The organism is Bradyrhizobium australiense, assembly GCF_013114825.1.
Lineage (GTDB): Bacteria > Pseudomonadota > Alphaproteobacteria > Rhizobiales > Xanthobacteraceae > Bradyrhizobium > Bradyrhizobium australiense.
This window is the reverse complement of sequence record NZ_JAAVLX010000003.1, coordinates 408,811-431,210: the sequence shown is the minus strand read 5'-3', so window position 1 is coordinate 431,210 and position 22,400 is coordinate 408,811. Positions and strand designations below refer to the sequence as shown.

Genomic DNA, 22,400 nt, shown 5'->3' with positions numbered 1-22,400 from the left:
ACCTCGGATGTTTCTGTTTTGCCCGGGAGGAAAGCCGTGAATCCAGACCGATCGACCGTCGAAGCCGTGGTGCAGAACTATTTCGATGGCCTCTACGAGGGCGATGCCGACAAGCTCGGCGCGATCTTCGATGCAAGCGCCGATTTGCGCTGGCTGGAGAAGGGCGAGTTGCAGGTGCTGACTGTGCCGGACTGGCTCGACCGAGTGCGCAAGCGGCCCTCCGCCAAGGCCGAAGGCAAGCCGCGCGAGGATTTCATTGTTACCATCGACCGCTCGGATGATCAGACCGCCTTCATCAAGGTACGCTGCCAATTGCCGCCGCGCTATTTTACTGACTATCTGGTGGCGATGAAGCTGCGCGACGGCTGGAAGATCGTCTCGAAATCCTATCGCTACGATCTGCGCGAGTAACCCTCAGGCTTGCGCGCCCGCCGGCGCTGTTCTGAGCCACCACTGCGGGGACCGCGGTCGCCCCGGATCACCCAAATCACGACGACCGATAGCGTCAGCCGGGTCGGCGACCTCGATAAAAGCGATCGCCAGTTTCGCGTTGTGGCGCCCCGACAGCGCGGACGGCCAGGAAGATCGCCCATACTGGCGCCGATCACAATCGGCATGCCGACCAATTTGCGTCACCTCAATGCTCCCGTCCACTTCGCCTGCCGAAGCCGGCTCCGTGCTGGTAATGATCGGGCGGGTTCTGATGCGCCCTCACAAATTTTGCAGGGGTGATTTGAAACCACGTCGCCCTTCATCCGTGAGCACGCGTTGCGCATTGACCTCGCGGTTTTTCCCTGCGAATGGGGGCGATCATGGAAGCTAAATTTCAGATCTTTTTGATCCTGCTCGCCGTGCTGGCGGGGACCGCGTTGCTGGCGCGACGGATCAACGTCGCGCCGGCCATCCTGCTGCTGCTCGCCGGTATCGCGCTCGCCTTCGTTCCGGGCATGCCGACGGTGGAATTGCCGCCTGAACTCGTGCTGCTCGTATTCCTGCCGCCGCTGATCTATTCGGCGAGCGTCGCCATGAGCTGGCGCGAATTCAAATCCAATCTGCGTCCGATCATCCTGCTGTCGGTCGGCTGCGTGATCTTCACCGCCTTCGCGGTCGCGACCGCGACACACTATCTGATCGGGCTGCCGTGGGGTGTCGGCTTCCTGCTGGGGGCGATCGTCGCGCCGCCGGACGTGGTGGCGCCGCTGGCGATTGCCCGCAAGCTCGGCATGCCGCGCCGCATTCTCGTCGTGCTCGAGGGCGAGGGACTGGCCAACGACGCCACCGCGCTGATCCTCTATCGGTTCGCGGTGGCGGCGATTTCGACCGGCCTGTTCTCGCTGCCGAAGGCCACCGGCACCTTCGCCGTCATCGTGGTCGGCGAGATCCTGTTCGGTGTGGCGGTGGGCTGGCTCTCCTTGCGCGCACGCCATCGCGCGCGGGATCCGCAGGTCGAGATCACGCTGTCGCTGATCACCCCCTACCTCGCCTTCTGGATCCCCGAGCATCTCGGCGGCTCCGGCGTGATCGCGACCGTGGCCTGCGGGCTCTATATAAGCTGGAATGGACCGCTGTTGATTTCATCGGCGACACGCCTGCAGGGCATCTTCTTCTGGGACCTCGTGATCTACCTGGTCGAGGGACTATTGTTCCTGCTGACGGGATTCCAGATGCGGCTATTATTCGAGAAATCGAAGGCGTTTCCGCTGCAGGACATCCTGCTCGCAACCGCGCTGGTCGCCGTCATCGTCATCGTCGCGCGCTTTGCCTGGGTCTACCCGGCAACCTATCTGCCGCGGCTGCTCAGCAAGCGAACCCGGCAACGCGATCCGTCGCCATCGTGGCAGGCCGTCTTTATAGTGGCCTTCACCGGCGTGCGCGGCGCGGTGTCGCTGGCCGCCGCGCTGGCCCTGCCCTTCGCGCTGCCTGGCGGCGAAGCGTTTCCCTACCGCGACATGATCCTGTTCGTCGCCTTCGGCGTCATCTTCATCACGCTGGTGGGATTGGGGCTCGGATTGCCGCCGGTGGCCCGATGGCTGGGCGTCACCAGAGATGGCCGCACCGAGCATCTGGCCGAGCATGAAGCCGAGATCGCGGCGCGGCGCGAAGCGCTCGATGCCGCGCTGAAGTCGCTCGACGCCATCACCGACGACCGCGAACTCTCCGACGAAGTCGTCAAACTGTTGCGTGCACGGCACGAAATACGCACCAGCCAGCTACCCAGTTCACTTGAACCCGACGCGCATGACATCACGGCTGCCGGCGCCGAGCTGACGCGGGAATTGATTGCGACCGAGCGAAAATTCATTCACGTCCTGCTCCGCGACGGCAAGATCACCGACGAAACACGGCGGCGGATTGAGCGCGACCTCGACCTGGAGGAAGCAAGTTTGAGCAACCGGGAGTATCGGAAGATCGCGTTGTAGTCATCTCAAGGCGCGGGCGCGGCCCTCATCGTCGAGCGCGTTAGCGCAACTTGCAAAATTCCTGCATAGCCTCGGTCACGGCCGCGCTGATCATATCCTGGCGCTCCGGCGAGCTCATCGCCAGCTCTTCGTCCCGGTTGATGATCGAACCGGCTTCGAACAGAACGGCCGCCATTCGGGCACGTTGCAGCACGACGAGATGGTCGAACTGATAGATGCCTGCATTCTTGTCGAGGAGTTTTCGCCGGTATCGGCCCATGAACGGCTGCGAGTATTGACGCGCAAATTGCAGACCCTGCTTCTTCATTTTGAGACCGAGCAGCCGGGCAAAATTCAGACTGGACACAAATTTCCGGTTTTCACGGGACACAAAAATCGAATAGCCGCTGAATCTGTCGCTGAAGTGGCTCTTCCTGCCCTCAAACTCCCACTCCTCCAGAAATGATTCGGGCACGGCGTCATGGTGAATCGACAGGACGAGTTTGGCGCTTGAATCATTGACGGCAGTTGCCCGCTTGAACAGGCTCGGCTTTGCCTTGCCTTCCGTCACCAGCAGGCTGGTTTCCGCAAAGCCGTCAGCCTTCAATTTCTCCTCGATTCGTTTCGCCAGCCCCAGATTGAAGTCGAACTCCCGGACATTGCGCGCACTCATCGCGCCGGGCGCTTCGGCGGTATGTCCGACATCCAGGACGATCCGGAATTTGGACCGATCGCAGCCCACGGTGCCTTTCCTGGGAACGCGCGACTTCTGCGCCACCTTGGCGGCTTCTCGCGGCCACGCCACGCTGCAGAGATCTATCCACGCCAGCGATGATGCGAGGATCACCGCGACAATGGTGCGACTTCGGGGCCACAAGCCAGAACCAGACGCGACGCGTGTGCCCCTTGTAGACAGATCCCCTACTCCGCCGCCGCGTTCCTGCCGGGACCGCCAACATAGCCGGCCGCATCGCCGAACCGCTCGATCATGACAGCGGTGAGATCCTTGGCCTTGCTGGTGACGCAGGCGCCGGAGCGCACGGCGTAGCGGTCCTGATGCTTCAGGTGCGGCGGCGCCTCGCCCTTCTGCAGCGCCCGGGCGGCATCCATCACGAGCTTCCGGAAATGCATGATGCCGAGGTCGGTCGGGCCGAGATGTTCGCGCGTGCGGTCGGCGATCGGGCCCTGGCTGTCCTGCACGGCCGCGTCCTGCTCGGATACACCCTTGATGCCGGTGTAGCTGTTGGTCTTCTGCAGCTTGCGATCGATCAGATAGTCGTTCGATTTGTTTCGCAGCGGAATATAATTCTCGTCGACCTCCGACATCACGCCGTTGCCGCGGTCGTAGCCATCGCGCTCCGCCTGTGTCAGCGGGCGTTCCGGATTCCAGGCATAGGTGAAGATCCAGCAGCTCGTATCGTTCACCGGAATGAAACTCTGGCCGAAGATATTCTCGCCCGGCATGGAACTCGGCGCATAGGCGTGAACCGGCATCAGGAACTGGGCGATACGCCAGTAGATATTGTCGCTGCCGGTGAGCCGTCCGCCGGCGACCGTCAGGCCGGCCTCATGCGGATTGATCTTAATTACCGGGCGCGGGTCCTCGGCGATCCATCTCATGTGGTCGGTGGCCACGCGCGTCAGCGGATTCACGAAATGCTTCTTGATGTCGAGTATTTCGTTTTCTTCCTTTTCAAAGGAGAGATGCGCAAAGGTGAAATGCGCGGTGTCGATCGAGCCTTCCAGCGCCTGCACCCAGTTGCAGTCCTGCCATTTCTTCGAGACGTAGCGGTGCGAGGGCGGCACCAGCGCCATTTCCAGCGCAGGCAGCTCGGGGACCTGATCCGCCGGACCCATATAGGCCCAGATCATGTCGCCCCATTCGCGCACCGGATACGACTTGATACGAATGAGGTCTTTTGCGTTGAGGTCGGGATAGGAGGTCGGCATGTCGACGCAGCGGCCGTCGGTATCGAACTTCCAGCCGTGATAGACGCAGCGAATGCCGCATTCCTCGTTGCGCCCCAGCCAGAGATTGGCGCCGCGATGCGGGCAGTACTGATCGATGACCCCAACGATGCCGCGGGTGTCACGAAAAGCGAGCAGCTCCTCGCCCATGACTACGATCTTTCTTGGGGGACCGTCGGCTTCCGGCAGTTCTTCGGAAAGCAACACGGGAATCCAGAACCGGCGCAGCAATTCGCCCATTCCCGTGCCAGGACCGCTCTCGGTGAGGAATCTGTTGTCTTCGGCGCGGAGCATCGGCGTCCTCCGGATCTTGTTTTGCTTTTAACGGAGCTTGGCGCAGGCGCCGCCATGCGTCAACGCGGATACAACATCGTTGGGCGGATTAGTTCTACTGCGTCATAGCTGCGCAAACCCCTCATCCCTGAGGAGCCCGCAGAGCGGGCGTCTCGAAGGATGCAGGCTGTAGAGAGGGCCTCATGGTTCGAGACGCGCTTCGCGCTCCTCACCATGAGGGGCTTATGACGCAGCAAAGTTGGCGCAGCGTAACTCTATGCCTTTGCGCGAAGACGGCGGATTACGCTTCGCTCATCCGCCCTACGAAATTACACCGGCCGTTCGCCCTTCACCGTCACCCGCGTGCCTGACCGCGTATGCGGCCAGTAGTCCCACATCGCTCGATGTTGGGCGCAGCGGTTGTCCCAGAAGGCGACGGCGTTTTCCGTCCAGCGGAAGCGGCACTGGAACAGCGGGTTCTCCGCGTGCTGGTAGAGATAGGCCAGCATGGCGTCGCTCTCGTCGCGAGGGATGCCAATGATGTGACGGGTGAAGCCGCGATTGACGTAGAGCGCCTTCTTGCCCGTGACGGGATGCGTGCGCACCACGGGGTGTTCGGCGCGTGGATATTCTACCCGGTCGGCAACGCCGTAATTGGTGTAGAGCCCGCGATAGGTCTGCTCGCCATCATGCAATGCAGTCAGCCCGTCGAGATAGGCCTTCATCCGATCCGACAGCGCCTCATAGGCGGCGTACATATTGGCGAACAGCGTATCGCCGCCGCGCGGGGGACATTGCTTGATGTAGAGGATGGACCCCATCGGCGGCTCGAGATCGCAGGAGACGTCGCTGTGCCATCCTTCGCCATTGGCGCGCGGTGAATCCTTATCGGCATAGATCTTCATCAGCGCGGGATCGCCCTCGTTGGGCGCCGCCGGATGCACGTGCAATTCGCCGAACTTGCGGCCGAAGGCCAGATGCTGTTGCGGGGTGATGTGCTGGTCGCGAAAGAAGATGACGAGGTTTTCGGCGAGCGCGCGATGGATTTCGTCCATCTGGCGATTGGAGCGGGCATCGTCCGAGACGATTTTGCCGATATCGACGCCGGAGATTTCCGCGCCGATGATCGGCGTCAGCTTCTCGACCGCGATGGTCTCGTAAGGCTCGGCTTCGCCGGCGACGTGCCGATAACGCGGACCCTGCTTGCCGGACAACGAAGACATGGGCGTTCTCCCAATCGTTCTTGATTGGGATCATCGTAGCCCGGATGGCGCGAAGCGCAATGCGCGGAATTTATCCGTCGTCCCGGACAAGCGAGCGCAGCGAGTGCGATCCGGGACCCATAACCACCGGCTCTAATTTTGCGAAGACTTGAGATGACAGCCCGCCATAACCACAAAATCCGGTGGTTATGGGTCCCCGCTTTCGCGGGGACGACCGGAGAAATATTACTCCGCCGCGGTAACCGGCGTCTTGGCACCTGCGCCATAGCGCTGGTCGATATAATCGATCACCAGCGCCTTGAAATCTGCCGCAATCGTCGGGCCGCGCAGGGTGCGGAACTTCTTGCCGTCGACAAACACGGGCGCGGCCGGCGCTTCGCCGGTGCCGGGCAGGGAGATGCCGATATTGGCGTGCTTGGATTCGCCGGGGCCGTTGACGATGCAGCCCATCACCGCGACGTTGAGCTGCTCGACACCGGGATATTGCGTCTTCCAGTTCGGCATCTCGTCGCGGATGAAGTCCTGGATCGAGCGCGCCAGTTCCTGGAAGGTGGTCGAGGTGGTGCGGCCGCAGCCCGGACATGCCGCGACCAGCGGCACAAAAGTGCGGAAGCCCATGGTCTGCAGCAATTCCTGCGCGACCTGCACTTCCAGCGTGCGGTCGCCGCCGGGCTCGGGAGTGAGCGAAATGCGGATGGTATCGCCGATGCCATCCTGCAAGAGGATGCCGAGCGCAGCAGATGAAGCCACGATGCCCTTCGAGCCCATGCCGGCTTCGGTGAGGCCGAGATGGATCGCGTAATCCGAGCGGCGCGCCAGTTCCTGATAGACCGCGATCAGGTCCTGCACGGCGGAGACTTTGGCCGACAGGATCATGCGATTCTTGGGCATGCCGAGCTCTTGTGCGCGGGCGGCCGACAGCAGCGCCGACTGCACCATGGCCTCGCGTGTCACCGCGCGCGCGTCGCGCGGATTGGGCGAAGCCGTGTTCTCGTCCATCAGCTTGGTCAGCAGCTCCTGGTCGAGCGAGCCCCAGTTGGCGCCGATGCGGACCGGCTTGTTGTTCTTGTTGGCGATCTCGATGATGTCGGCGAATTGCGTGTCGCGCTTGTTCTTGAAGCCGACATTACCGGGATTGATGCGGTATTTGTCGAGCGCCTCGGCGCAGGCCGGATATTCGGCGAGCAGCTTGTGTCCGATATAGTGGAAATCGCCGATCAATGGCGTGGTGATGCCGCGCTTGCGCAGGCCATCGCGGATATGCGGAACGGCGGCAGCCGCCTCCTCGCGATCGACGGTGATGCGCACCATTTCCGAGCCGGCGCGCGACAGCGCCGCGACCTGCGCGATCGTGCCTTCGACATCGGCGGTGTCGGTGTTGGTCATCGACTGCACGACGATCGGCGCACCCCCGCCGACGGCAACATTGCCGACCATGACCTGGGTGGTTTTATGCCTGGCCTTGGGGCCGGCGACGTCGTCTTGCGGGATTATTTCGGGCTTGTTCATGGGGCCTCGAATATCAGGTTTTGATGACATGTACCAAGGGGGCGACGAAGGCAGTGTGCGCCTCGTCACGTTTCGGATTTTTATTTTGCAGATTCAATGGCTTAGGTCAGACGTAGCGACCAAAAGCAGGGCAAAAAACCTCGTCTTCCGTTAACCGCTATATTGGACAGGAATCGCCGAATTGAAAGAGCGAGCGCACTTCCCAGCCGCCTTTTCATGGCCCGATGCGGGCCCTAGCATCGGTAGAATAACGGGAGAGCCAACAATGTCGGGGTGTAACGAGCTCATCGCTACGGCGGAACTCGCAGATATTCTGGGTCAGGCCGACCTGCGGCTGTTCGACTGCACCACCTATCTCGAACCCGCGCCCGAAGGCAGCAGCCAGCCCTATCTCACCGTTCCCGGACGGCACACATTCGAGGCCGGGCATATTCCCGGTGCAGATTTTCTCGATCTGCAAGGCGAGTTCTGCGATCCCAATACCGAGCTTCGCTTCATGATGCCGGACGTTGCTCATCTCGAGCGGGCGTTCGGCCGTCACGGCGTATCCAACGAAAGCCGGGTCGCGCTGTACAGCATCGGCACGCCGATGTGGGCGACACGGTTCTGGTGGATGCTCAAATCGCTGGGCTTCGAGAACGTTTCGGTGCTCGACGGCGGTCTCGACAAATGGAAGCTCGAAGGCCGCCCGCTCGAAACCGGCCCCGCGAAGGGATATCCGCCGGCGACCTTCACGGCGAAGCCGAGGGACGGATTTTTCGTCGACAAGCACGAGACGCTCGCCGCCACCGCCGAACGCAATACCGTCGTCGTCAACGCGCTCGGCCCGCAGTTTCACAAGGGTCTCGAGCCCAGCCGCTACGGCCGGCCCGGCCGCGTTCCCGGCAGTTGCAATGTCTCCGCCGCGACGCTGGTCGATCCCAAGACCAAGGCCTTCGTGCCGCTTGCGGAGGCCGAAGCCAACTTCAAGGCGCAGGGCATCACAAAAGACAAGCGCGTGGTCGCCTACGGCGGCGGCGGCATCTCGGCGACCATCGACCTGTTCCTGCTGCACCGGCTCGGCTACGACAACCTCACGCTTTACGACGGCTCGATGGGCGAATGGGCGAAGGATGCGTCGTTGCCGATCGAGACGGGATAGATCGCAGACCCGCAATGTGGTGCACGTTCTCTCCACGTCATTGCGAGCGAGCGAAGCAATCCATCCATCCGCGCCTGAGGAGAGATGGATTGCTTCGTCGCTGTCGCTCCTTGCAATGACGGGAGTCGCGGCCCTCACGCCGGCACGTTCGGATCCGGTACCACCTTCGGATCCGGCTTGTTGACGAGATAAAGCCCCGCGATGACCAGCAGCGCTGCAACGCCGAAGGCAATCGTCAGCGTGTCGTGCAGGATGAAATAGGCGGCGACGACGCCGAACAATGGCGTGACGAAGGTGAACGACGACAGCTTGCTTGCCGAATAGGTCTTTACCAGCGCGAACCACAGCACGAAAGTGCAGCCCACGACCCAGATCGCCTGATAGGCCAGGAGCGAGATCGACAATGCGCTCGGCATGTGGGCGATATTCTCGCCAAACAGCAGGGATGCACAGCCCAGAATCGGGATCGATACGGCCACCTGATAGCCCAGCGCCTTCTCCGGCGCGGCGTTACGAAGTTTCGTGCCCTTGGCAATCAGCGTGGTTGCGCCCCACAGCGCGCCGCCGCCGACCACCAGCAGGTCGCCAAGCAACACTTTTGCATCGACATTCGCCTGCGGCACGCCGATCGCCAGCGCGACACCGGCAAAGCTCAGGCCCAGTCCACCCCATTGCATCATGCTCAGGCGCTCGCCAAGAAACTGATAGGAGCCGAGCGCGACGAAGAACGGCGCGGTGTACAGGAACACCGCGGCGCGCGACGCCGATGTGAACACCAGCCCGGTGAATATCAGCACGAATTCTATGCCGAACAACGTGCCCGCCAGCAGGCCGGGGCGGAGCGATCCGTCACGCTCGAAGAATTTTACGCCGCGCAGCCAGCCGGCAAAGAGCATGACCGGCAACGCGCCGGCCGAGCGGATCAAGGCCTGCAGCATCGGCGGCACGTCGGGCAGCGTTAGCTTCACCGCAATCTGGTTGAAACCCCAGCTCAGGCACAACATCAGCATCAAGGCGATGGCGCCCGGGGTGAGCGCACGCCCGGCAAAAGGTTCTACTGGCTTGGACGACATCGATCCTCGTGGCCGGCCTGGCGCCGTGTTCTCGTTATTTCTGGCAATGCGTTATTTCTGGCAATGCGCGCAGATGCCGGCGATCTCGACAACGGAGAGTTTTGGCGCAAATCCCGATGCGCGCGCCGCCGCGTTGAGGCTTTGCGCCACGGGGGCTGCGGGAATTTCGCCGACAGAGCCACAGAGCTCGCAGATCAGGAACGCCACCATGGAGGTCTCGTCATGGTCATGCGCGCAGGCGAGGAACGCATTGCGGCTCTCGATGCGGTGGACGAGCCCGTTTTCCATCAGGAAATCGAGCGCGCGGTAGACCGTGATCGGCGCCGGCCGCGGCATCGATTTGGCGAGTTCGTCGATCACCTCATAGGCGCCGAGCGGACGGTGGCTCGAAAGCAGCGCCTGCAGCACCTGGCGCCGAATCGGGGTGAATTTCTGCGCCCGTTTCGCGCAGACCTGTTCGGCATGCGCGATCGCTTCCGCAGTGCAGCGGCCGTGATCGTGGTCAGGGGCAGGAAAGGTCGGCTTTGCCAGGCTCATGTCGGATATTTTCTAGCATTTCGGCGGCCAATCCCAAAGCCCGGTCACCTGTTAGTTCCCAGCCATGTGCTGGAAGCGGGTCAGACCGCCGTTAACGCGCCATCCAGAAATCATAAGCAAGCTTATTATATCCCAAGCTTATGGGAGGCGAAGGGCAATGCGCGGTACCGTGGACATGAATTTTCTGTTTACGCTCGGCGAGGTGCAGCGGATGGTGCGCGCCTATGCCGACCGGCAGGCGGCGCGTTATGGTATCACCCGCGCGCAATGGGCGGTGCTGGCCAAGGTTGAGCGCACCGAAGGCCTCAAGCAGTCGGAACTTGCCGAACAGATGGAGATGCAGCCGATCACGTTGACGCGGCTGATCGACAAGCTCTGCGACAATGGCTGGATTGAACGCCGCGGCGACGAGAATGACCGCCGCGTCAACCGGCTCTATCTGCGCAAGGCCGCGCGGCCGCTGCTCGGCAAGCTGGCCGGGCTACGCTCCGAACTGACGGCGACCGCGCTCGACGGCATCAATCCCACTGATGCCCACCGCCTTCTCGACCAACTCGATCTAATCAAGGAAAACGTTCGCAACGCGATCCAGAATCCGGCCGGCGAACCTCCCAGAAAGGAGCAACGCTATGGCTGATCCCGTGCTCAAATTCCCGCCCGAGCAGAAGGGCGCTCCCGCGACGCCGTCACGGCCGAAACTCGCGGCCGAGCCGCGCCGCCGGCTGATGGCCGGTATGCGCCGGTACCGCCGTTTCCTGCTGCTGGTGGTATTGCCGCTGGTCGCGTTGGTCGCCGGCGTGACGTTCTATCTCAACGGCGGCCGCTATGTGACCACCGACGACGCCTATGTCGGCGCGCAGAAGGTTCTGATCACGCCCGACATCTCAGGCAAGATCGAGAAGGTCGTGGTGAAAGAGGGCCAGCAGGTCAATCCAGGCGACGTGCTGTTCGAAATCGATCCGGTGCCGTTCCGCTTGGCGCTCGCACAAGCCAAGGCCAACCTCGCGCAAGCCAAGGTCACCTACGACAACCTGATTGCGGACCTCAAGATCTACGGCCAGATGAGCGAGCTTTCGCAGCAGGGCATGGACCTGAAGCGACGTGATGTCGAGCGCAAGTCGGCGCTGGTGAAGAACAATTTCGGCTCGCAGCTCGACCTCGACAATGCTTCGACCGCCCTCGTGACCGCGAGCGCGCAGTATCAACTGCTGCAGCAGAAGATCGCGACCGCAAAGGCCCAACTGCTCGGCAATCCCGATCTGCCGCTCGAGGAATTCCCGCCCTACGCCCAGGCCAAGGCGGCGCTCGACCAGGCCCAGCGCAATCTCGACCACACCGTGATGCGCGCGCCGATGGCCGGCATCGCAACGCAGGTCGAACAGATTCAGCTCGGCCGCTTCGTCACGGCCGGCACGCCGGTATTCAGCGTTATCGACACCGCGAACCCTTGGGTCGACGCCAATCCGAAGGAATCCGATTTCACCTATGTCGCGGTCGGCCAGTCCGTCACGCTCGAGGTTGACGCGTTCCCCAATCACCCGTTCAAGGGCACGGTCGGCTCGCTCTCGCCCGGCACCGGCGCGCAGTTCGCGATCCTGCCGCCGCAGAACGCGTCGGGCAATTTCGTCAAGGTGGTGCAGCGCGTCCCGGTGCGGATCTATTTCGACAAGAACGACAAGTTCGTCCGCAAGCTGAAGGCCGGCATGAGCGTCTACGCCACGATCGACACCAACCATCGCCGCTCGCTGTCTGCCCTGCTTGGCCTGTCGCCGGCGGCGGCCAACCAGGACCACGATTAGCGCCATGACGACGCCGGGCCCATCATCGGCATCCGTTCCCGGCCTGCGCCGGAACATGGTGACAATCTGCGCCATGACGGCGACCATCATGCAGGCGCTGGATACGACGATTGCCAACGTCGCGCTGCCCTACATGCAGGGCACGCTGTCGGCGTCGCAGGACCAGATCAACTGGGTGCTGACGTCCTATATCGTCGCTGCCGCGATCATGACGGCGCCGGTCGGCTGGATCGCCAACCGTTTCGGCCGCAAGCGCATTTTCATCATCTGCTCGGCCGGCTTCACCATCGCTTCCGTGCTGTGCGGGCTGGCGCAGGACATCGGCCAGATGGTGTTTTTCCGTCTGCTGCAGGGCGTGTTCGGCGCCGCGCTGGTGCCACTGTCCCAGGCGGTGATGCTCGACTCCTACACGCTGCAGGAACGCGCCAAGGCGATGGCGATCTGGGGCATGGGCGTGATGATGGGACCGATCATGGGCCCGTCGCTCGGCGCCTGGCTGACGGAAACCTATTCCTGGCACTGGGTGTTCTTCGTCAACCTGCCGTTCGGCATCATCACCGTGCTCGGTCTCGTGATCTTCATGGACGAGACCAAGAAGGACCTTGAGCTGCGGTTCGACTGGTTCGGCTTCACCGCACTCGCAATCGCCATCGGCGCGCTGCAACTCGCGCTCGACCGCGGCGAGCAGCTCGGCTGGCTGGAATCCAGCGAAATCATTGCCGAGTTCATCATATCCGCCATCGGCTTCTATTATTTCCTGGCGCATTCGCTGACCACATCGCGTCCGTTCATCCAGTTCGCGCTGTTCAAGGACAAGAATTTCGTCGGCGGCTGCGTGTTCATGGCCGTGATGGGCCTGGTGCTGTTCTCGACCATGGCCCTTTCATCGCCGTTCCTGCAAAACGTGATCGGCTATCCCATCATCACCGCCGGGCTTTTATTGGCGAGCCGCGGCTGCGGCACGTTCGTGGCGATGATGCTGGTCGGCCGCATGATGCGCCATATCGAGGCACGGACGCTGATCGTCGCTGGCCTCGGCATCACCTGCCTGTCGCTGTTCTACATGACCGGCTGGACCGACCAGACCGGCGTCACCGAGATCGTGATCATCAGCGTGGTGCAGGGCTTTGGCTTCGGCCTGGTGTTCGTGCCGCTTTCCACGGTGGCATTCCTGACGCTGCCCAATCATCTGCGCACCGACGGCACTTCGATGCTCACCTTGATGCGCAATGTCGCCAGCTCGATCGGGATCTCGCTCGTGATCGCGCAACTGACGCAAGGCTCGCGCTACACCTATGCAGTCCTCTCGGAGCATATCAATCCCTTCAATCACGCTCTGCAGATGCCCGCGGTGCGCGGCATGATCGATCTCGCCACCGATAAGGGCCGCGCCATGGCCGATATGATGGTCAAGGTGCAAGCGCAGATCATCGCGTTTTCGCATGACTATCAGATGGTGATGATTTTCACCGCCTGCGCGATCCCGCTCGCCATCATGATCGGCTCGACCAAGGCCACGCTGCGCGCCCAATCGGCCGCGCCGGATCATGCTGTGATCGAGTAAGACCTAGGCTAGGACGCCAGCAATTCCTTGCTGAGCACCGTCCGCCACGCAGAGGGGTCAGCGCTCATGTCGGGACCTACCGCATAGCACTCATAAAGGCCGTCGGCAGCTCTGTGTCCCGCGGTCTTGATGATGCCGATGAATTCGCCCCAGGCGCTGCCAAGACCTTCGTAGCCGCCATGATAGGTGGTTTGCACGATGCTCATGGCAGGCCATTGCCCCGGCTTCATGCGATTTGCCGGCGCGACAGGCGTCGCAACCGGCAGGCTTATTTCGAAGTCGAAGACTTCGCCGGGATTGCGGATATGGTGTGTGAACCATGGCCCGACGACTGCGACGTTCTGTGCGGCGACCCCGACCTTCAATTCGGCAAGCCCTGGTCCCATTACCTTGCGAACGTCTTCGCGCGGCACGCTGATCGGAATCAATGCAGTGAGCTGCGGCGTGGTTTTGATGACGCGAAGCGGTTCGATCACGTGAGTCTCCATTGGAATGTTGTGGGGTGAACAGCGCTGCTCGCTGGCGCTGGCGCACCGATTCGTCGACAGCTAGGCGCGAGGGAACGAATTGATGAAGCTCTCGAGCCGGACGTAGCTCGCTTCCATTCCCTGCTCCATGCCGCTCGACAGCATGGCAGCCCGCGCTGCGGCATCGGGCAGGGTCATCCGCATGGTCATCAACGTGCCGGCTCCGTCCGGCGCGAAGTTGGTTTCGACATGATTATCAGGTGTCGGGTCCGGCAGATGCATCCGTTCGACATGTACAAGCCGGCTGAAGGGCACCACCTCGATGAATTCACCGGTGATGTGAAAGCCTCCTCCTTGGCCGTTACTCCATTCGTACCGGATCTTGCCGCCCGGCCGCGCCTCGTTGATGCAGACCGGCATCGTCCAGCCTTCCGGACCGAGCAGCCACTTCTGGATTAGCGCCGGCTCAGTATGCGCACGAAACACGGCCTCGGGCGTGGCGGCGAAGTGCCTGACAACAACGACGTGCGTGTCGCCTTCGGTCTTAAGCGTCAACTTGCTCATGGGATTGGGCCTTTCACTCTTTGGTTTTCATTTCGGCCAGCACGTCGTCCAACCGGTTGTAATTTGCGGTGAGCGTCTGCCGCAGCATTCCAAGCCATTGATCGATCTCGGCGACGGCCTTCGGCGCCAGCCGGCACGGCCGCTTCGTGCCCTCGACGCGACGAACAATGAGCCCCGCGCCCTCGAGCACCTTGAGGTGGCGGGAAATGGCGGGCTGCGTTATCTCGAACGGCTTGGCCAGTTCCATGACTGTGGCTTCGCCCAGCGCGAGACGCGCCAGGATCGCACGGCGAGTCGGATCGGCTAATGCGGAGAACGCAGCATCGAGGTTTGGCATTTTACATCTCAAGCGATTTATATAACGATATTGTTATATAACCGGCCGTAGATAATCAACCCGATTTTGCAGCTCTTTTTCCGGCAAAGGCCATTCCCGGCCAACCTTGGCTTCACAGTCTATTGTGGGCCGCGGTGGCAGCGGATGCGGTCTGAGACAGCGAGGTGACTTAGCCCCCGAGGAGCCCGCGAATCAGCGGCAGCCGAAGCTCGAAGCCTGCTTTGCATTCCCATTGCCGTTCCACGTCGTCCGCAGCGGATAGACGCAGACGGGATAGCTGACGCTGTTGTCGCGCGATGTCAGCGTGATTTCGCCCGGCGCCGTTCCCTTCTCGACCCAATCCACCAGTGCGGTGAAGAACTGATCCTGCTCGCGCGTCGGCATCTGGTTGGCGTTACCCGGAAGCCTTGGTAACGGCACACTGTCGTTCTTGCCGTCGACGGTGTAGGCCCGGCCTTGCGATGAGTGCGCCGAGCCCGGCAACAGATACATCCGCATGAACTTCTGCACCTCGGCGTGCCCACCCATCGCCGCCACCACGCGCTCATGATAATTGATGTTGCCGGCCGGCGGGATCGCGTCGTCGACCAAGCCGCTATAGACGATGACCTTGCGGCCGAGATCGCGCAGCTTGCCAAGGTCCGCTTTGTCGGCGATGAGGTCACTGAACAGCGTCGGCTGTAACGCCACGCCCTTGTTCATGGCATCGGCAAGCCCGGCATAATCCAGCTCCATCCACTTGTTCCGCACATTCGTCGAGCCGTTCGTGATCGGTTCGCCTGAGGACGTGCTGGCATCTGGCGCGTAGCTGACGTCCTGAAGCGCCAAGGCGACGCCGTATGAGGAGGCGCTGGTGATCAGGGTGCCGATGGCAGTGCTCTTGGTGAACGTCCACCAGAGCTGGTTCTTGCCGAGCGATTTGCCGGATCGCGCGTCGGCGCTCTGGGCAACATCAAAACTTCCGTCGCTGGTGGCTCCGTACCAAATCCGGTTCAGCGCATTCGCCTCCTTGAGGTTCATGCAAGTCGCGGCGTCGGGGTTGCTGCCGGTGACGCCCTCTCCAGCCTCGCCCGCGCATAATGTCTCAGCGTCACACGCGGGATTGTAGTCGCAGGCAAAGGGGTCGAGCAGGAAACCGAGGCCCGCCTTGTCGCAGGCGGCTACGGCGCGCTTGTTGGCGGCGGCGACCTTGGTGGCAAAGGCTGCGGCTTCGATCCTGTTCGCCGACGTGAAGCCGAGCTCGGTCTTCATTACGATCTGGGGATACAATCCCGCCGCTCCGAATTTCGCGATGTTCAGCGCCGGCTGCGCGATCATGTAGCCGTCGTACAGTTCAGGGTATTCCTGCACGAGCTTCATACCCTGCCGGCCACCCTGCGAATGGCCGTCATAGTAGGCGTATTTCGGCGTCTTGCCGTAGTAGAGGTTGACCAGTGCCCTGGTCTTGACGGCCTGTTCCACCATTGCCCGCACCGAGAAGTCGCGAAGCGATTCCACGTTGATCTTGCCGTTGGACAGAAACGCGAACGAGCCGTCCTGATACCAAGGCTGGCCCGCATCCGTGGTGCCCGATGCATATCCGATATTGGCGTTGACGATCGCCGGCACCTTGCTGCCGATCTTGTCCGGATAGCGATGACCGCCACCGACCCATCCGCCGCCACCGTAATTGCGGATTCGTTCGTTCCAGTTGGCAGGCGTCGGCAACCAGACCTCGATGCCGATGCCTTCGGCATAGGAGCGCGCGCTCTTGTCCGTTTCCGCCGTGGCGCCGGGGCCGACCAGCAATTTGACAAGGCACAGATCGGCCGCCGCCGTCACCGGCTGCGGCGCGTCAGGCGCTTTCAGCTCCTCGCCCTTCTTCACCAGCCGAACCGCGACCACCGACGTGTCGGCGTCCGGACGAAAGGCCATCTTGATGCCTTCATCGCAGGGAAGCGGATCGGCGAGCGCCGGCGTTAGATGGCCGCACGCTGCAAGCAGAAATGCCGCGCCAAAGGCCTGCCCTTTCGTGATCGACATCGTCTCGCTCCCCCTTCAGTCTTCTTGTTGTCCATTCCGAAGTGTCATGCCTTGGGGATCGTCAGCGGCCGCGACTCACGGGTCTGCGCCGCGAGCCTGATCGCGGCGTTGGCGGCGCCGAAGCCGTGATAGTTGCGGCGCTCGACAATTTCGAAGAAGAAGCGTTCGTCGAACGCGTGGGTATAGACCTGGAAGAACTCGCCCTCGCCTTCCCGGTCGTAGAGGATCTGGTTGTCGCGGAGCGCGACCATGGTCGCGGTGTCGAGGCCGTATTTGGCTTCGATGTCGTCGTAGTAATTGTCGGGAATCTTCAGGAAGTCCGCGCCGCGTGCGCGCATGTCGGCCACGGCAGCAAAAATATCGCGGCAGGAGAATGCGACGTGCTGGACGCCGGAGCCGAAGAATTCGTGGATGAAACGGGCCGACAGCGTGCGCGTCGCCGATGAACCGTTCAGAACCACCCGCAGGTTTTCGTTGCCGTTGATCAGCGCCTGGCTCTGCACCAGGCCGACCGGATCGGCGATCTCGAACTGCGGCAGGCGCTTCAGATCGAGAATGCCGGTATAGAACAACAGCCACGACAGCATCTCATCGTAGGGCATCGACTGCGAGATGTGGTCGAGGGCGTCCAGCTGATCGCCGGTGGCGTCGCTGCGCAGCGGCTCGAAATCGAGCTCCCAGTTTTTGCCGGCTTGCTCCAGGAAATACAGCAGACTGCCTCCGACGCCCCGGATTGCCGGAATTTCCAGTTCACCCGGCCCGACCGGCTGGTAGAAGGTCCGCGCCTTCAAGGCTTCCGCGCGTGCCATGGTGCTGCCAGCATCATCCACGTCAACGGCGAAGGCGCAGACGCCGGGGCCGTGCGCGACAAAGTGCGAATGCGCAAAGCCGTCCGGCTCGCAATTGATCACAAGATCGATATGGCCCTGCGACCAGCGCTCGACATCCTTGCTGCGATGCGCGCCCGTCTTGCGAAAGCCGAGCTGACCGAACAGCGCCGCAAGCCCGTTAGCCTTGTCTTCGCTGACGGCAAATTCGATGAAGCCGACGCCGCGGCTGCGCGCCTTCGGCGGCAACGCCATCGCCGGAGCGCCCGACGCCGCACGGTGGACTTCATCCTCGAGCAGGATGAGCGAGCGCAGCCCGTCGGTCGCGGTGCGCACCGCGGAGCCGGCGCGGAACTGGTCGTTGAAAATTTCCAGCGACAGCGGGCCCGAATAGCCGGTCACTAGCACGGCTTCCACGAAGCGGGCCACCGGCAGATCGCCTTGCCCCGGGAAGCAGCGGAAATGCCGGCTCCAGGACAAGACGTCGAGGCCGAGCTTCGGCGCGTCGGCCAATTGCACCAGAAAAATCTTGTCGGCGGGGATTGATTGAATCGGCAGCGTCGGAAACGAAGGCGCCAGCGCGTGAAAACTGTCGAGGATGATACCGATCGACTTGTGGTCGGCGCGCCGCACGATCTCCCAGGCGTCGCGATAATCGTTGACGTGAAGCCCCCAGGCCAGCGCCTCATAGCCGACACGCAAGCCGCGCGCGGCGGCGCGCTCACCCAGTTCGCGGAAATCGGCGGCCGCGCGGTCGATGCCGCCGAGCGAGACCGGTGAAATATTGCTGCAGATCAGCATCAAGTCGGTCTGCAATTCCTGCATCAGGTCGAACTTGCGCTCGGCGCGCGCGAAATTCCGGGCACGCTGCGGCTCCGGCATGCCCTCGAAGTCACGGAACGGCTGGAAGGCGCAGATCGAGAGCCCGAGATCCCGGCACATCTGCCCGACGTCCCGCGGACTGCCGCTGAACGACAGCAGATCGTTCTCGAAGATCTCGACAGCATCGAATCCAGCAGCGGCGATCGCGCGCAGCTTTTCGTCGAGCGCGCCACTGAGCGAAACGGTAGCGATCGAGCGCTTGTTCATGCCGCAGTTTCCGTCATGGCGCCGCCCAGGAACAATTGCCCGATGCGGGGATCGTTCAGCACTCGGTCCGCCTTGTCGACAAGGCGAGTCTGGCCGAGTTCGAGCACGATGCCGTAATCGGAAATCTCCAGCGCCGAGCGCGCGTTCTGCTCGATCATCAGGACCGATACGCCGCGGTCGCGCAGTTCCCTCAAGATGTTGAAGGTCTGCTGCACCATCAGCGGCGAAAGCCCGATCGAGGGCTCGTCGATCAGTACCAGTTGCGGGTTGAGCAGGAGGCCGCGGACGATTTCGAGCTGCTTCTGCTCGCCGCCCGATAGTGTGGACGCCTGCTGAGTCGCCTTCCTGCGCAGCACCGGAAACTTGTCGAGCGCCGATTCGATTCGCTCGGGCAGATCGGCAATGTCGCGCCCCGCGACGACGGCGCCGAGTTGGATATTGTCGCGCACCGACAGCTCGGGAAAAATGTTGCGGCCCTGCGGCACGTAGCAGATGCCTGACGTCAGCAATTCGCGCTGGCTCAGTCCGGTGACGTCGCGCCCTTTGAACACGATCCTGCCTTCACGCAATTTGAGCAGACCGAAGATCGCCTTGAACACCGTGGATTTGCCGGCGCCGTTCGGACCAATCACGGTCGTGATCGACCCCGCCGGCACCGAAAAACTGGTGCCGTTGAGGATCGTCATCTTGCCGTAGCCGCCGACGAGACCTTGAACATCCAGGATGGGGTCGCTCATGGGCTGGTCCTTCAATGACCGAGATAGGCTTCGATGACGGCGGGATTGGCACGGACTTCGGCCGGCGTACCCATTGCCAATAGCTTGCCTTCCGCCATCACCATCACGCGGGTGCACAGCGACATCACGAACTCCATGTTGTGCTCGATCACGACGAAGGTGGCGCGCTTCTCGCGGTTGATCGCCGTCAGTCGCTCCTTGAGATCGCCGAGCATGGTGAGGTTAACGCCGCCGGCGGGCTCGTCGAGCAGCACCAGCCGCGGCCCGCCCATGAACGCCATGGCGGCATCGAGCAATTTTTGCTGGCCGTAGGACAGGCCGCCCGCGGCTTCGGTGGCGAGATGGTCGAGCTTGAAGAAGCCGATCATCTGGTCGGCCGTCGCCGTCAAGCCGGCATCCGACGGACCAAGCAGCCGCGACATCATGTTGCCCTGATGCTCCTGGCCGGCGAGGATCAGGTTTTCCCGCACCGACAGCTTTGGAAACACCTGCAGAAGCTGGAAGGTGCGACTGACGCCCAAACGATTCAACTCCGACGGCCGCAATCCGGTGACGACCTTGCCATCAACCTTCACCTCGCCATCGGTCGGCATGAGCTGGCCCAGGATGCAGTTGAAGAGCGTGGATTTGCCACAGCCGTTCGGCCCGATCAGCCCGAGAATCTCACCCTCCTGCACGTCGAAGCTGACACCGTCGACCGCCTTGATACCACCAAAACTCTTCTTGATGTCGCTGACTTCGAGCACCGCGCTCATGAGGCGGTCTCCAGTTTCGATTTCGTAACTGCGCGCAGCGCCGACGCCGCCTTGGTGCGCCGCGCCGCCAGATAGCGGTCGAGAATGCCGAGAATGCCGGTCGGCGAATAGATCAAGAGCAGCATCACGGCTACCGCGTAGAGCATCAAATAATAGCCCTGGGTGAAGCGCAGCCATTCCGGCAACAGCACCGCGATCATGGCGCCGAGGAACGGTCCGAAGAAGAATCCGGAGCCGCCGACGATCACCATCATCAACAGATCGAGCGAGAGCGAGAGATTGAAGGGAACGGGATCGATATATTGTGTCAGCGGCGCATAGAGCGTGCCGGCGACGCCGCCGAGCGCCGATCCGATCGCAAACGCCATCAACGTATAACGCCGCGTGTCGATGCCGAGTGACAGCGCCCGAACCGGATTTTCGCGCAGCGCGATGAAGGCGCGCCCCCAGGGCGAGCGGATCAGCCACCACATCGCCAGCGAGACGATGCCGAGCGAGCCGAGGCAGAAATAGTAGAACGGCAGCGGCCGGTTGGTGGCGAAGCCCATCACGTTCGGCCGTGGAATATTGGAGATGCCGTAGATGCCCTTGGTGAGCCAGTCCTCGTTGCGGAACACCAGGAACGCCAGCGTCGAGAACGCCAGAGTCACGAAAGCAAGGTAGTGGTGCTGCACGCGGAGCGCCGGGTAGCCGAGAATCCATCCGATCGCAAAGCACAGCACGACCGCAACGCTCAGCGCTGCAATCAGCGGCATGCCCTGCGTAGTCATGATCGCCGCCGCATAGGCGCCGATGCCGACGAAGGCGCCCTGCGCCAGCGAGACCTGGCCGGCATAACCCAGCGTCAGATTGAGTCCCATCGCGGCGATGGTCATGACAGCCCACTGGCTCAGGATATACAGGCCGTAGCGGTTGAAGTTCATCGGCACGATGATCAAGGCCCCGATCACGACGATGCCGAGCGCGATGCGCAGATATTTTCCTTTGACGGTCATACCGTGCGCTCCTCGGGCCGGCCGAGGAGACCCTGCGGACGGAACAGGATGATGACGATCAGAAGAACCAGCGGCACGGCGGCGCGGTATTGCGTTGACACATAGGCGGCCGCCAGATTGTCCACGACGCCGATCAACAGCCCGCCGGCAATGGCGCCGCGCACCTGGTTGAAGCCGCCGACGATCGCCGCGATGAACGCCGCCTGCCCCAGCACTTCGCCTGAGGAGAATTTCGCCAGATAGATCGGCGTGATCAGGAGCGAGGCCAGCGCCACCAGAAACGCATTGATCAGGAAGGTCAGCAGGATCATGCGCTCGACGGGCACGCCGATGATGCGGGCGACGGTCGGGTTCTGCGCTGTCGCCTGCATCTGGTGGCCTATCGAGGTGCGGTTCAACAGCGCTGTCAGGCCGATCACCACGGCGATCGCGAGCGCAAGCACTCCAAGACTCTGCAGCGAGACCACGCGGCCGAGGATCGAGATGTCCCCGGCCGGCACGATGGAGGGAAACGGCGACGCCTCGGCGCTGAAGAACTGCTTCACGGCCTCTTTCATGCCGATCGCCAGCGCCATGGTCGCAATCGCGAGCGGCAGCACGCCGTGCCGCAGCATCGGATCGACCAGCAGCAGCTTGAAGCCGAGCCCGAGCAGCAGTAGCGACAGCAGGATGCCAAGGATGATGGCGAGCCAGAACGGCGCGCCCGCATGCATCAGCGCCAGCATCAGGAACGCCGGCAGCATGACGAATTCGCCCTGCGCAAAATTGATGGTTTGCGAGGTCTGCCATAACAGCGTGAAGCCGACCGCGACGAGCGCATAGATCGCCCCGGTCGCAAGGCCTGCCACGAGAAGATCGAGCAGATTGGACATGCTTCTCCCTCAACTCGCGGAGATCAGCTCCGCTAACTCCATCGGCTCAGATGGAATCGGTCGACCGCGCGACGGGCTCCACCTCTCCCGCTTGCGGGGGAGGTCGCATCGCATCGAAGATGCGACGCGGGTGGGGGAACCTCTCTCCGCACGAGCAGTGCGACTTGCGGCGACACCCCCCGGCCCTCCCCCGCAAGCGGGAGAGGGAGGGCAGCGTCGTCGCGGCCCGACTCATCTGACCACGGTTTT

21 protein-coding genes are annotated in these 22,400 nt (G+C 62.4%); 6 read left to right on the top strand and 15 right to left on the bottom strand.

Features of this window, described 5'->3' with window-relative positions; genetic code table 11:
- Nucleotides 1-36: 36 nt before the first annotated feature.
- Both HCN58_RS09145 and HCN58_RS09140 read left to right on the top strand, forming a co-directional pair.
- Nucleotides 37-411, top strand: a complete 375-nt coding sequence (locus tag HCN58_RS09145) for a nuclear transport factor 2 family protein (protein ID WP_171579029.1) — start codon at nucleotides 37-39, stop codon at nucleotides 409-411.
- 401 nt (nucleotides 412-812) lie between these two features.
- Nucleotides 813-2,420, top strand: coding sequence for a Na+/H+ antiporter (locus tag HCN58_RS09140; protein WP_171579028.1), 1,608 nt, complete (start codon nucleotides 813-815; stop codon nucleotides 2,418-2,420).
- Between the two features lie 40 nt (nucleotides 2,421-2,460).
- On the opposite strand, the gene HCN58_RS09135 is transcribed toward HCN58_RS09140, so the two are convergent.
- The 4 genes from HCN58_RS09135 to ispG all read right to left on the bottom strand — a co-directional run bounded on the left by HCN58_RS09135 (nucleotide 2,461) and on the right by ispG (nucleotide 7,372).
- Nucleotides 2,461-3,204 carry an N-acetylmuramoyl-L-alanine amidase family protein gene (locus HCN58_RS09135; RefSeq protein WP_311966790.1) on the bottom strand — a complete coding sequence of 248 codons (744 nt, stop codon included), beginning with the start codon at nucleotides 3,202-3,204 and terminating at the stop codon, nucleotides 2,461-2,463.
- 116 nt (nucleotides 3,205-3,320) lie between these two features.
- Nucleotides 3,321-4,661 carry a Rieske 2Fe-2S domain-containing protein gene (locus tag HCN58_RS09130; RefSeq protein ID WP_171579026.1) on the bottom strand — a complete coding sequence of 447 codons (1,341 nt, stop codon included), beginning with the start codon at nucleotides 4,659-4,661 and terminating at the stop codon, nucleotides 3,321-3,323.
- A gap of 308 nt (nucleotides 4,662-4,969) precedes the next feature.
- Nucleotides 4,970-5,863 (bottom strand): TauD/TfdA dioxygenase family protein, encoded by an 894-nt coding sequence (locus HCN58_RS09125; protein ID WP_171579025.1) that lies wholly within the window; start codon nucleotides 5,861-5,863, stop codon nucleotides 4,970-4,972.
- A 225-nt stretch (nucleotides 5,864-6,088) separates the two neighbouring features.
- The gene (gene ispG, locus HCN58_RS09120; RefSeq protein WP_171579024.1) at nucleotides 6,089-7,372 is read right to left on the bottom strand and encodes a flavodoxin-dependent (E)-4-hydroxy-3-methylbut-2-enyl-diphosphate synthase; all 1,284 of its coding nucleotides are present in this window, start codon (nucleotides 7,370-7,372) and stop codon (nucleotides 6,089-6,091) included.
- A 265-nt stretch (nucleotides 7,373-7,637) separates the two neighbouring features.
- Here ispG and HCN58_RS09115 point away from each other — a divergent pair, with 265 nt between their 5' ends.
- The gene (locus tag HCN58_RS09115; RefSeq protein WP_171579023.1) at nucleotides 7,638-8,513 is read left to right on the top strand and encodes a sulfurtransferase; all 876 of its coding nucleotides are present in this window, start codon (nucleotides 7,638-7,640) and stop codon (nucleotides 8,511-8,513) included.
- Nucleotides 8,514-8,647: 134 nt separating this feature from the next.
- Here HCN58_RS09115 and HCN58_RS09110 read toward each other — a convergent pair whose 3' ends face one another.
- Both HCN58_RS09110 and HCN58_RS09105 read right to left on the bottom strand, forming a co-directional pair.
- Nucleotides 8,648-9,586 carry a DMT family transporter gene (locus HCN58_RS09110; RefSeq protein ID WP_235983508.1) on the bottom strand — a complete coding sequence of 313 codons (939 nt, stop codon included), beginning with the start codon at nucleotides 9,584-9,586 and terminating at the stop codon, nucleotides 8,648-8,650.
- A 51-nt stretch (nucleotides 9,587-9,637) separates the two neighbouring features.
- Nucleotides 9,638-10,123: a Fur family transcriptional regulator gene (locus HCN58_RS09105; protein WP_171579022.1), complete on the bottom strand. Its 486-nt coding sequence runs from the start codon at nucleotides 10,121-10,123 to the stop codon at nucleotides 9,638-9,640.
- 157 nt (nucleotides 10,124-10,280) lie between these two features.
- Here HCN58_RS09105 and HCN58_RS09100 point away from each other — a divergent pair, with 157 nt between their 5' ends.
- The 3 genes from HCN58_RS09100 to HCN58_RS09090 are packed head-to-tail and all read left to right on the top strand — an operon-like array spanning nucleotide 10,281 to nucleotide 13,486.
- Nucleotides 10,281-10,760, top strand: a complete 480-nt coding sequence (locus HCN58_RS09100; protein WP_171579021.1) for a MarR family winged helix-turn-helix transcriptional regulator — start codon at nucleotides 10,281-10,283, stop codon at nucleotides 10,758-10,760.
- Complete coding sequence (locus HCN58_RS09095) at nucleotides 10,753-11,922, top strand: HlyD family secretion protein (protein ID WP_171579020.1); 1,170 nt, start codon at nucleotides 10,753-10,755, stop codon at nucleotides 11,920-11,922. Before HCN58_RS09100 ends, HCN58_RS09095 begins: the two co-directional genes overlap by 8 nt.
- Nucleotides 11,923-11,926: 4 nt before the next feature.
- Complete coding sequence (locus tag HCN58_RS09090; RefSeq protein WP_171579019.1) at nucleotides 11,927-13,486, top strand: MDR family MFS transporter; 1,560 nt, start codon at nucleotides 11,927-11,929, stop codon at nucleotides 13,484-13,486.
- Nucleotides 13,487-13,494: 8 nt separating this feature from the next.
- Here the strand turns inward: HCN58_RS09090 and HCN58_RS09085 are convergent, their stop codons facing one another.
- From HCN58_RS09085 to HCN58_RS09045, 9 genes are all read right to left on the bottom strand, one after another.
- Entirely contained in the window at nucleotides 13,495-13,962 is a 468-nt protein-coding gene (locus tag HCN58_RS09085; RefSeq protein ID WP_171579018.1) for a GyrI-like domain-containing protein, read from the bottom strand.
- Nucleotides 13,963-14,034: 72 nt separating this feature from the next.
- Nucleotides 14,035-14,517, bottom strand: coding sequence for an SRPBCC domain-containing protein (locus HCN58_RS09080; RefSeq protein ID WP_171579017.1), 483 nt, complete (start codon nucleotides 14,515-14,517; stop codon nucleotides 14,035-14,037).
- Nucleotides 14,518-14,530: 13 nt separating this feature from the next.
- A complete protein-coding gene (locus HCN58_RS09075; RefSeq protein ID WP_171579016.1) occupies nucleotides 14,531-14,854 on the bottom strand; it encodes an ArsR/SmtB family transcription factor in 324 nt (107 codons plus the stop codon).
- Nucleotides 14,855-15,046: 192 nt separating this feature from the next.
- A complete protein-coding gene (locus HCN58_RS09070) occupies nucleotides 15,047-16,876 on the bottom strand; it encodes a tannase/feruloyl esterase family alpha/beta hydrolase (RefSeq protein WP_171579015.1) in 1,830 nt (609 codons plus the stop codon).
- 44 nt (nucleotides 16,877-16,920) lie between these two features.
- Complete coding sequence (locus HCN58_RS09065; RefSeq protein ID WP_171579014.1) at nucleotides 16,921-18,792, bottom strand: bifunctional sugar phosphate isomerase/epimerase/4-hydroxyphenylpyruvate dioxygenase family protein; 1,872 nt, start codon at nucleotides 18,790-18,792, stop codon at nucleotides 16,921-16,923.
- Nucleotides 18,789-19,529, bottom strand: coding sequence for an ABC transporter ATP-binding protein (locus HCN58_RS09060; RefSeq protein WP_171579013.1), 741 nt, complete (start codon nucleotides 19,527-19,529; stop codon nucleotides 18,789-18,791). Before HCN58_RS09060 ends, HCN58_RS09065 begins: the two co-directional genes overlap by 4 nt.
- 11 nt (nucleotides 19,530-19,540) lie before the next feature.
- On the bottom strand, nucleotides 19,541-20,284 hold the full coding sequence (locus tag HCN58_RS09055; protein WP_171579012.1) for an ABC transporter ATP-binding protein: 744 nt from the start codon (nucleotides 20,282-20,284) through the stop codon (nucleotides 19,541-19,543).
- On the bottom strand, nucleotides 20,281-21,279 hold the full coding sequence (locus HCN58_RS09050; protein WP_171579011.1) for a branched-chain amino acid ABC transporter permease: 999 nt from the start codon (nucleotides 21,277-21,279) through the stop codon (nucleotides 20,281-20,283). Before HCN58_RS09050 ends, HCN58_RS09055 begins: the two co-directional genes overlap by 4 nt.
- The gene (locus HCN58_RS09045; RefSeq protein ID WP_171579010.1) at nucleotides 21,276-22,151 is read right to left on the bottom strand and encodes a branched-chain amino acid ABC transporter permease; all 876 of its coding nucleotides are present in this window, start codon (nucleotides 22,149-22,151) and stop codon (nucleotides 21,276-21,278) included. The genes HCN58_RS09050 and HCN58_RS09045 overlap by 4 nt, the downstream gene beginning before the upstream one ends.
- Nucleotides 22,152-22,400 lie beyond the last annotated feature (249 nt).

What these genes read in the sequence shown, in the direction of transcription:
- HCN58_RS09140 (WP_171579028.1), top strand. Translation starts at nt 813, where the DNA reads ATGGAAGCTAAATTTCAGATCTTTTTGATCCTGCTCGCCGTGCTGGCG.
- HCN58_RS09130 (WP_171579026.1), bottom strand. Translation starts at nt 4,661, where the DNA reads ATGCTCCGCGCCGAAGACAACAGATTCCTCACCGAGAGCGGTCCTGGC.
- HCN58_RS09125 (WP_171579025.1), bottom strand. Translation starts at nt 5,863, where the DNA reads ATGTCTTCGTTGTCCGGCAAGCAGGGTCCGCGTTATCGGCACGTCGCC.
- ispG (WP_171579024.1), bottom strand. Translation starts at nt 7,372, where the DNA reads ATGAACAAGCCCGAAATAATCCCGCAAGACGACGTCGCCGGCCCCAAG.
- HCN58_RS09115 (WP_171579023.1), top strand. Translation starts at nt 7,638, where the DNA reads ATGTCGGGGTGTAACGAGCTCATCGCTACGGCGGAACTCGCAGATATT.
- HCN58_RS09110 (WP_235983508.1), bottom strand. Translation starts at nt 9,586, where the DNA reads ATGTCGTCCAAGCCAGTAGAACCTTTTGCCGGGCGTGCGCTCACCCCG.
- HCN58_RS09105 (WP_171579022.1), bottom strand. Translation starts at nt 10,123, where the DNA reads ATGAGCCTGGCAAAGCCGACCTTTCCTGCCCCTGACCACGATCACGGC.
- HCN58_RS09100 (WP_171579021.1), top strand. Translation starts at nt 10,281, where the DNA reads ATGCGCGGTACCGTGGACATGAATTTTCTGTTTACGCTCGGCGAGGTG.
- HCN58_RS09095 (WP_171579020.1), top strand. Translation starts at nt 10,753, where the DNA reads ATGGCTGATCCCGTGCTCAAATTCCCGCCCGAGCAGAAGGGCGCTCCC.
- HCN58_RS09090 (WP_171579019.1), top strand. Translation starts at nt 11,927, where the DNA reads ATGACGACGCCGGGCCCATCATCGGCATCCGTTCCCGGCCTGCGCCGG.
- HCN58_RS09080 (WP_171579017.1), bottom strand. Translation starts at nt 14,517, where the DNA reads ATGAGCAAGTTGACGCTTAAGACCGAAGGCGACACGCACGTCGTTGTT.
- HCN58_RS09075 (WP_171579016.1), bottom strand. Translation starts at nt 14,854, where the DNA reads ATGCCAAACCTCGATGCTGCGTTCTCCGCATTAGCCGATCCGACTCGC.
- HCN58_RS09070 (WP_171579015.1), bottom strand. Translation starts at nt 16,876, where the DNA reads ATGTCGATCACGAAAGGGCAGGCCTTTGGCGCGGCATTTCTGCTTGCA.
- HCN58_RS09065 (WP_171579014.1), bottom strand. Translation starts at nt 18,792, where the DNA reads ATGAACAAGCGCTCGATCGCTACCGTTTCGCTCAGTGGCGCGCTCGAC.
- HCN58_RS09060 (WP_171579013.1), bottom strand. Translation starts at nt 19,529, where the DNA reads ATGAGCGACCCCATCCTGGATGTTCAAGGTCTCGTCGGCGGCTACGGC.
- HCN58_RS09055 (WP_171579012.1), bottom strand. Translation starts at nt 20,284, where the DNA reads ATGAGCGCGGTGCTCGAAGTCAGCGACATCAAGAAGAGTTTTGGTGGT.
- HCN58_RS09050 (WP_171579011.1), bottom strand. Translation starts at nt 21,279, where the DNA reads ATGACCGTCAAAGGAAAATATCTGCGCATCGCGCTCGGCATCGTCGTG.
- HCN58_RS09045 (WP_171579010.1), bottom strand. Translation starts at nt 22,151, where the DNA reads ATGTCCAATCTGCTCGATCTTCTCGTGGCAGGCCTTGCGACCGGGGCG.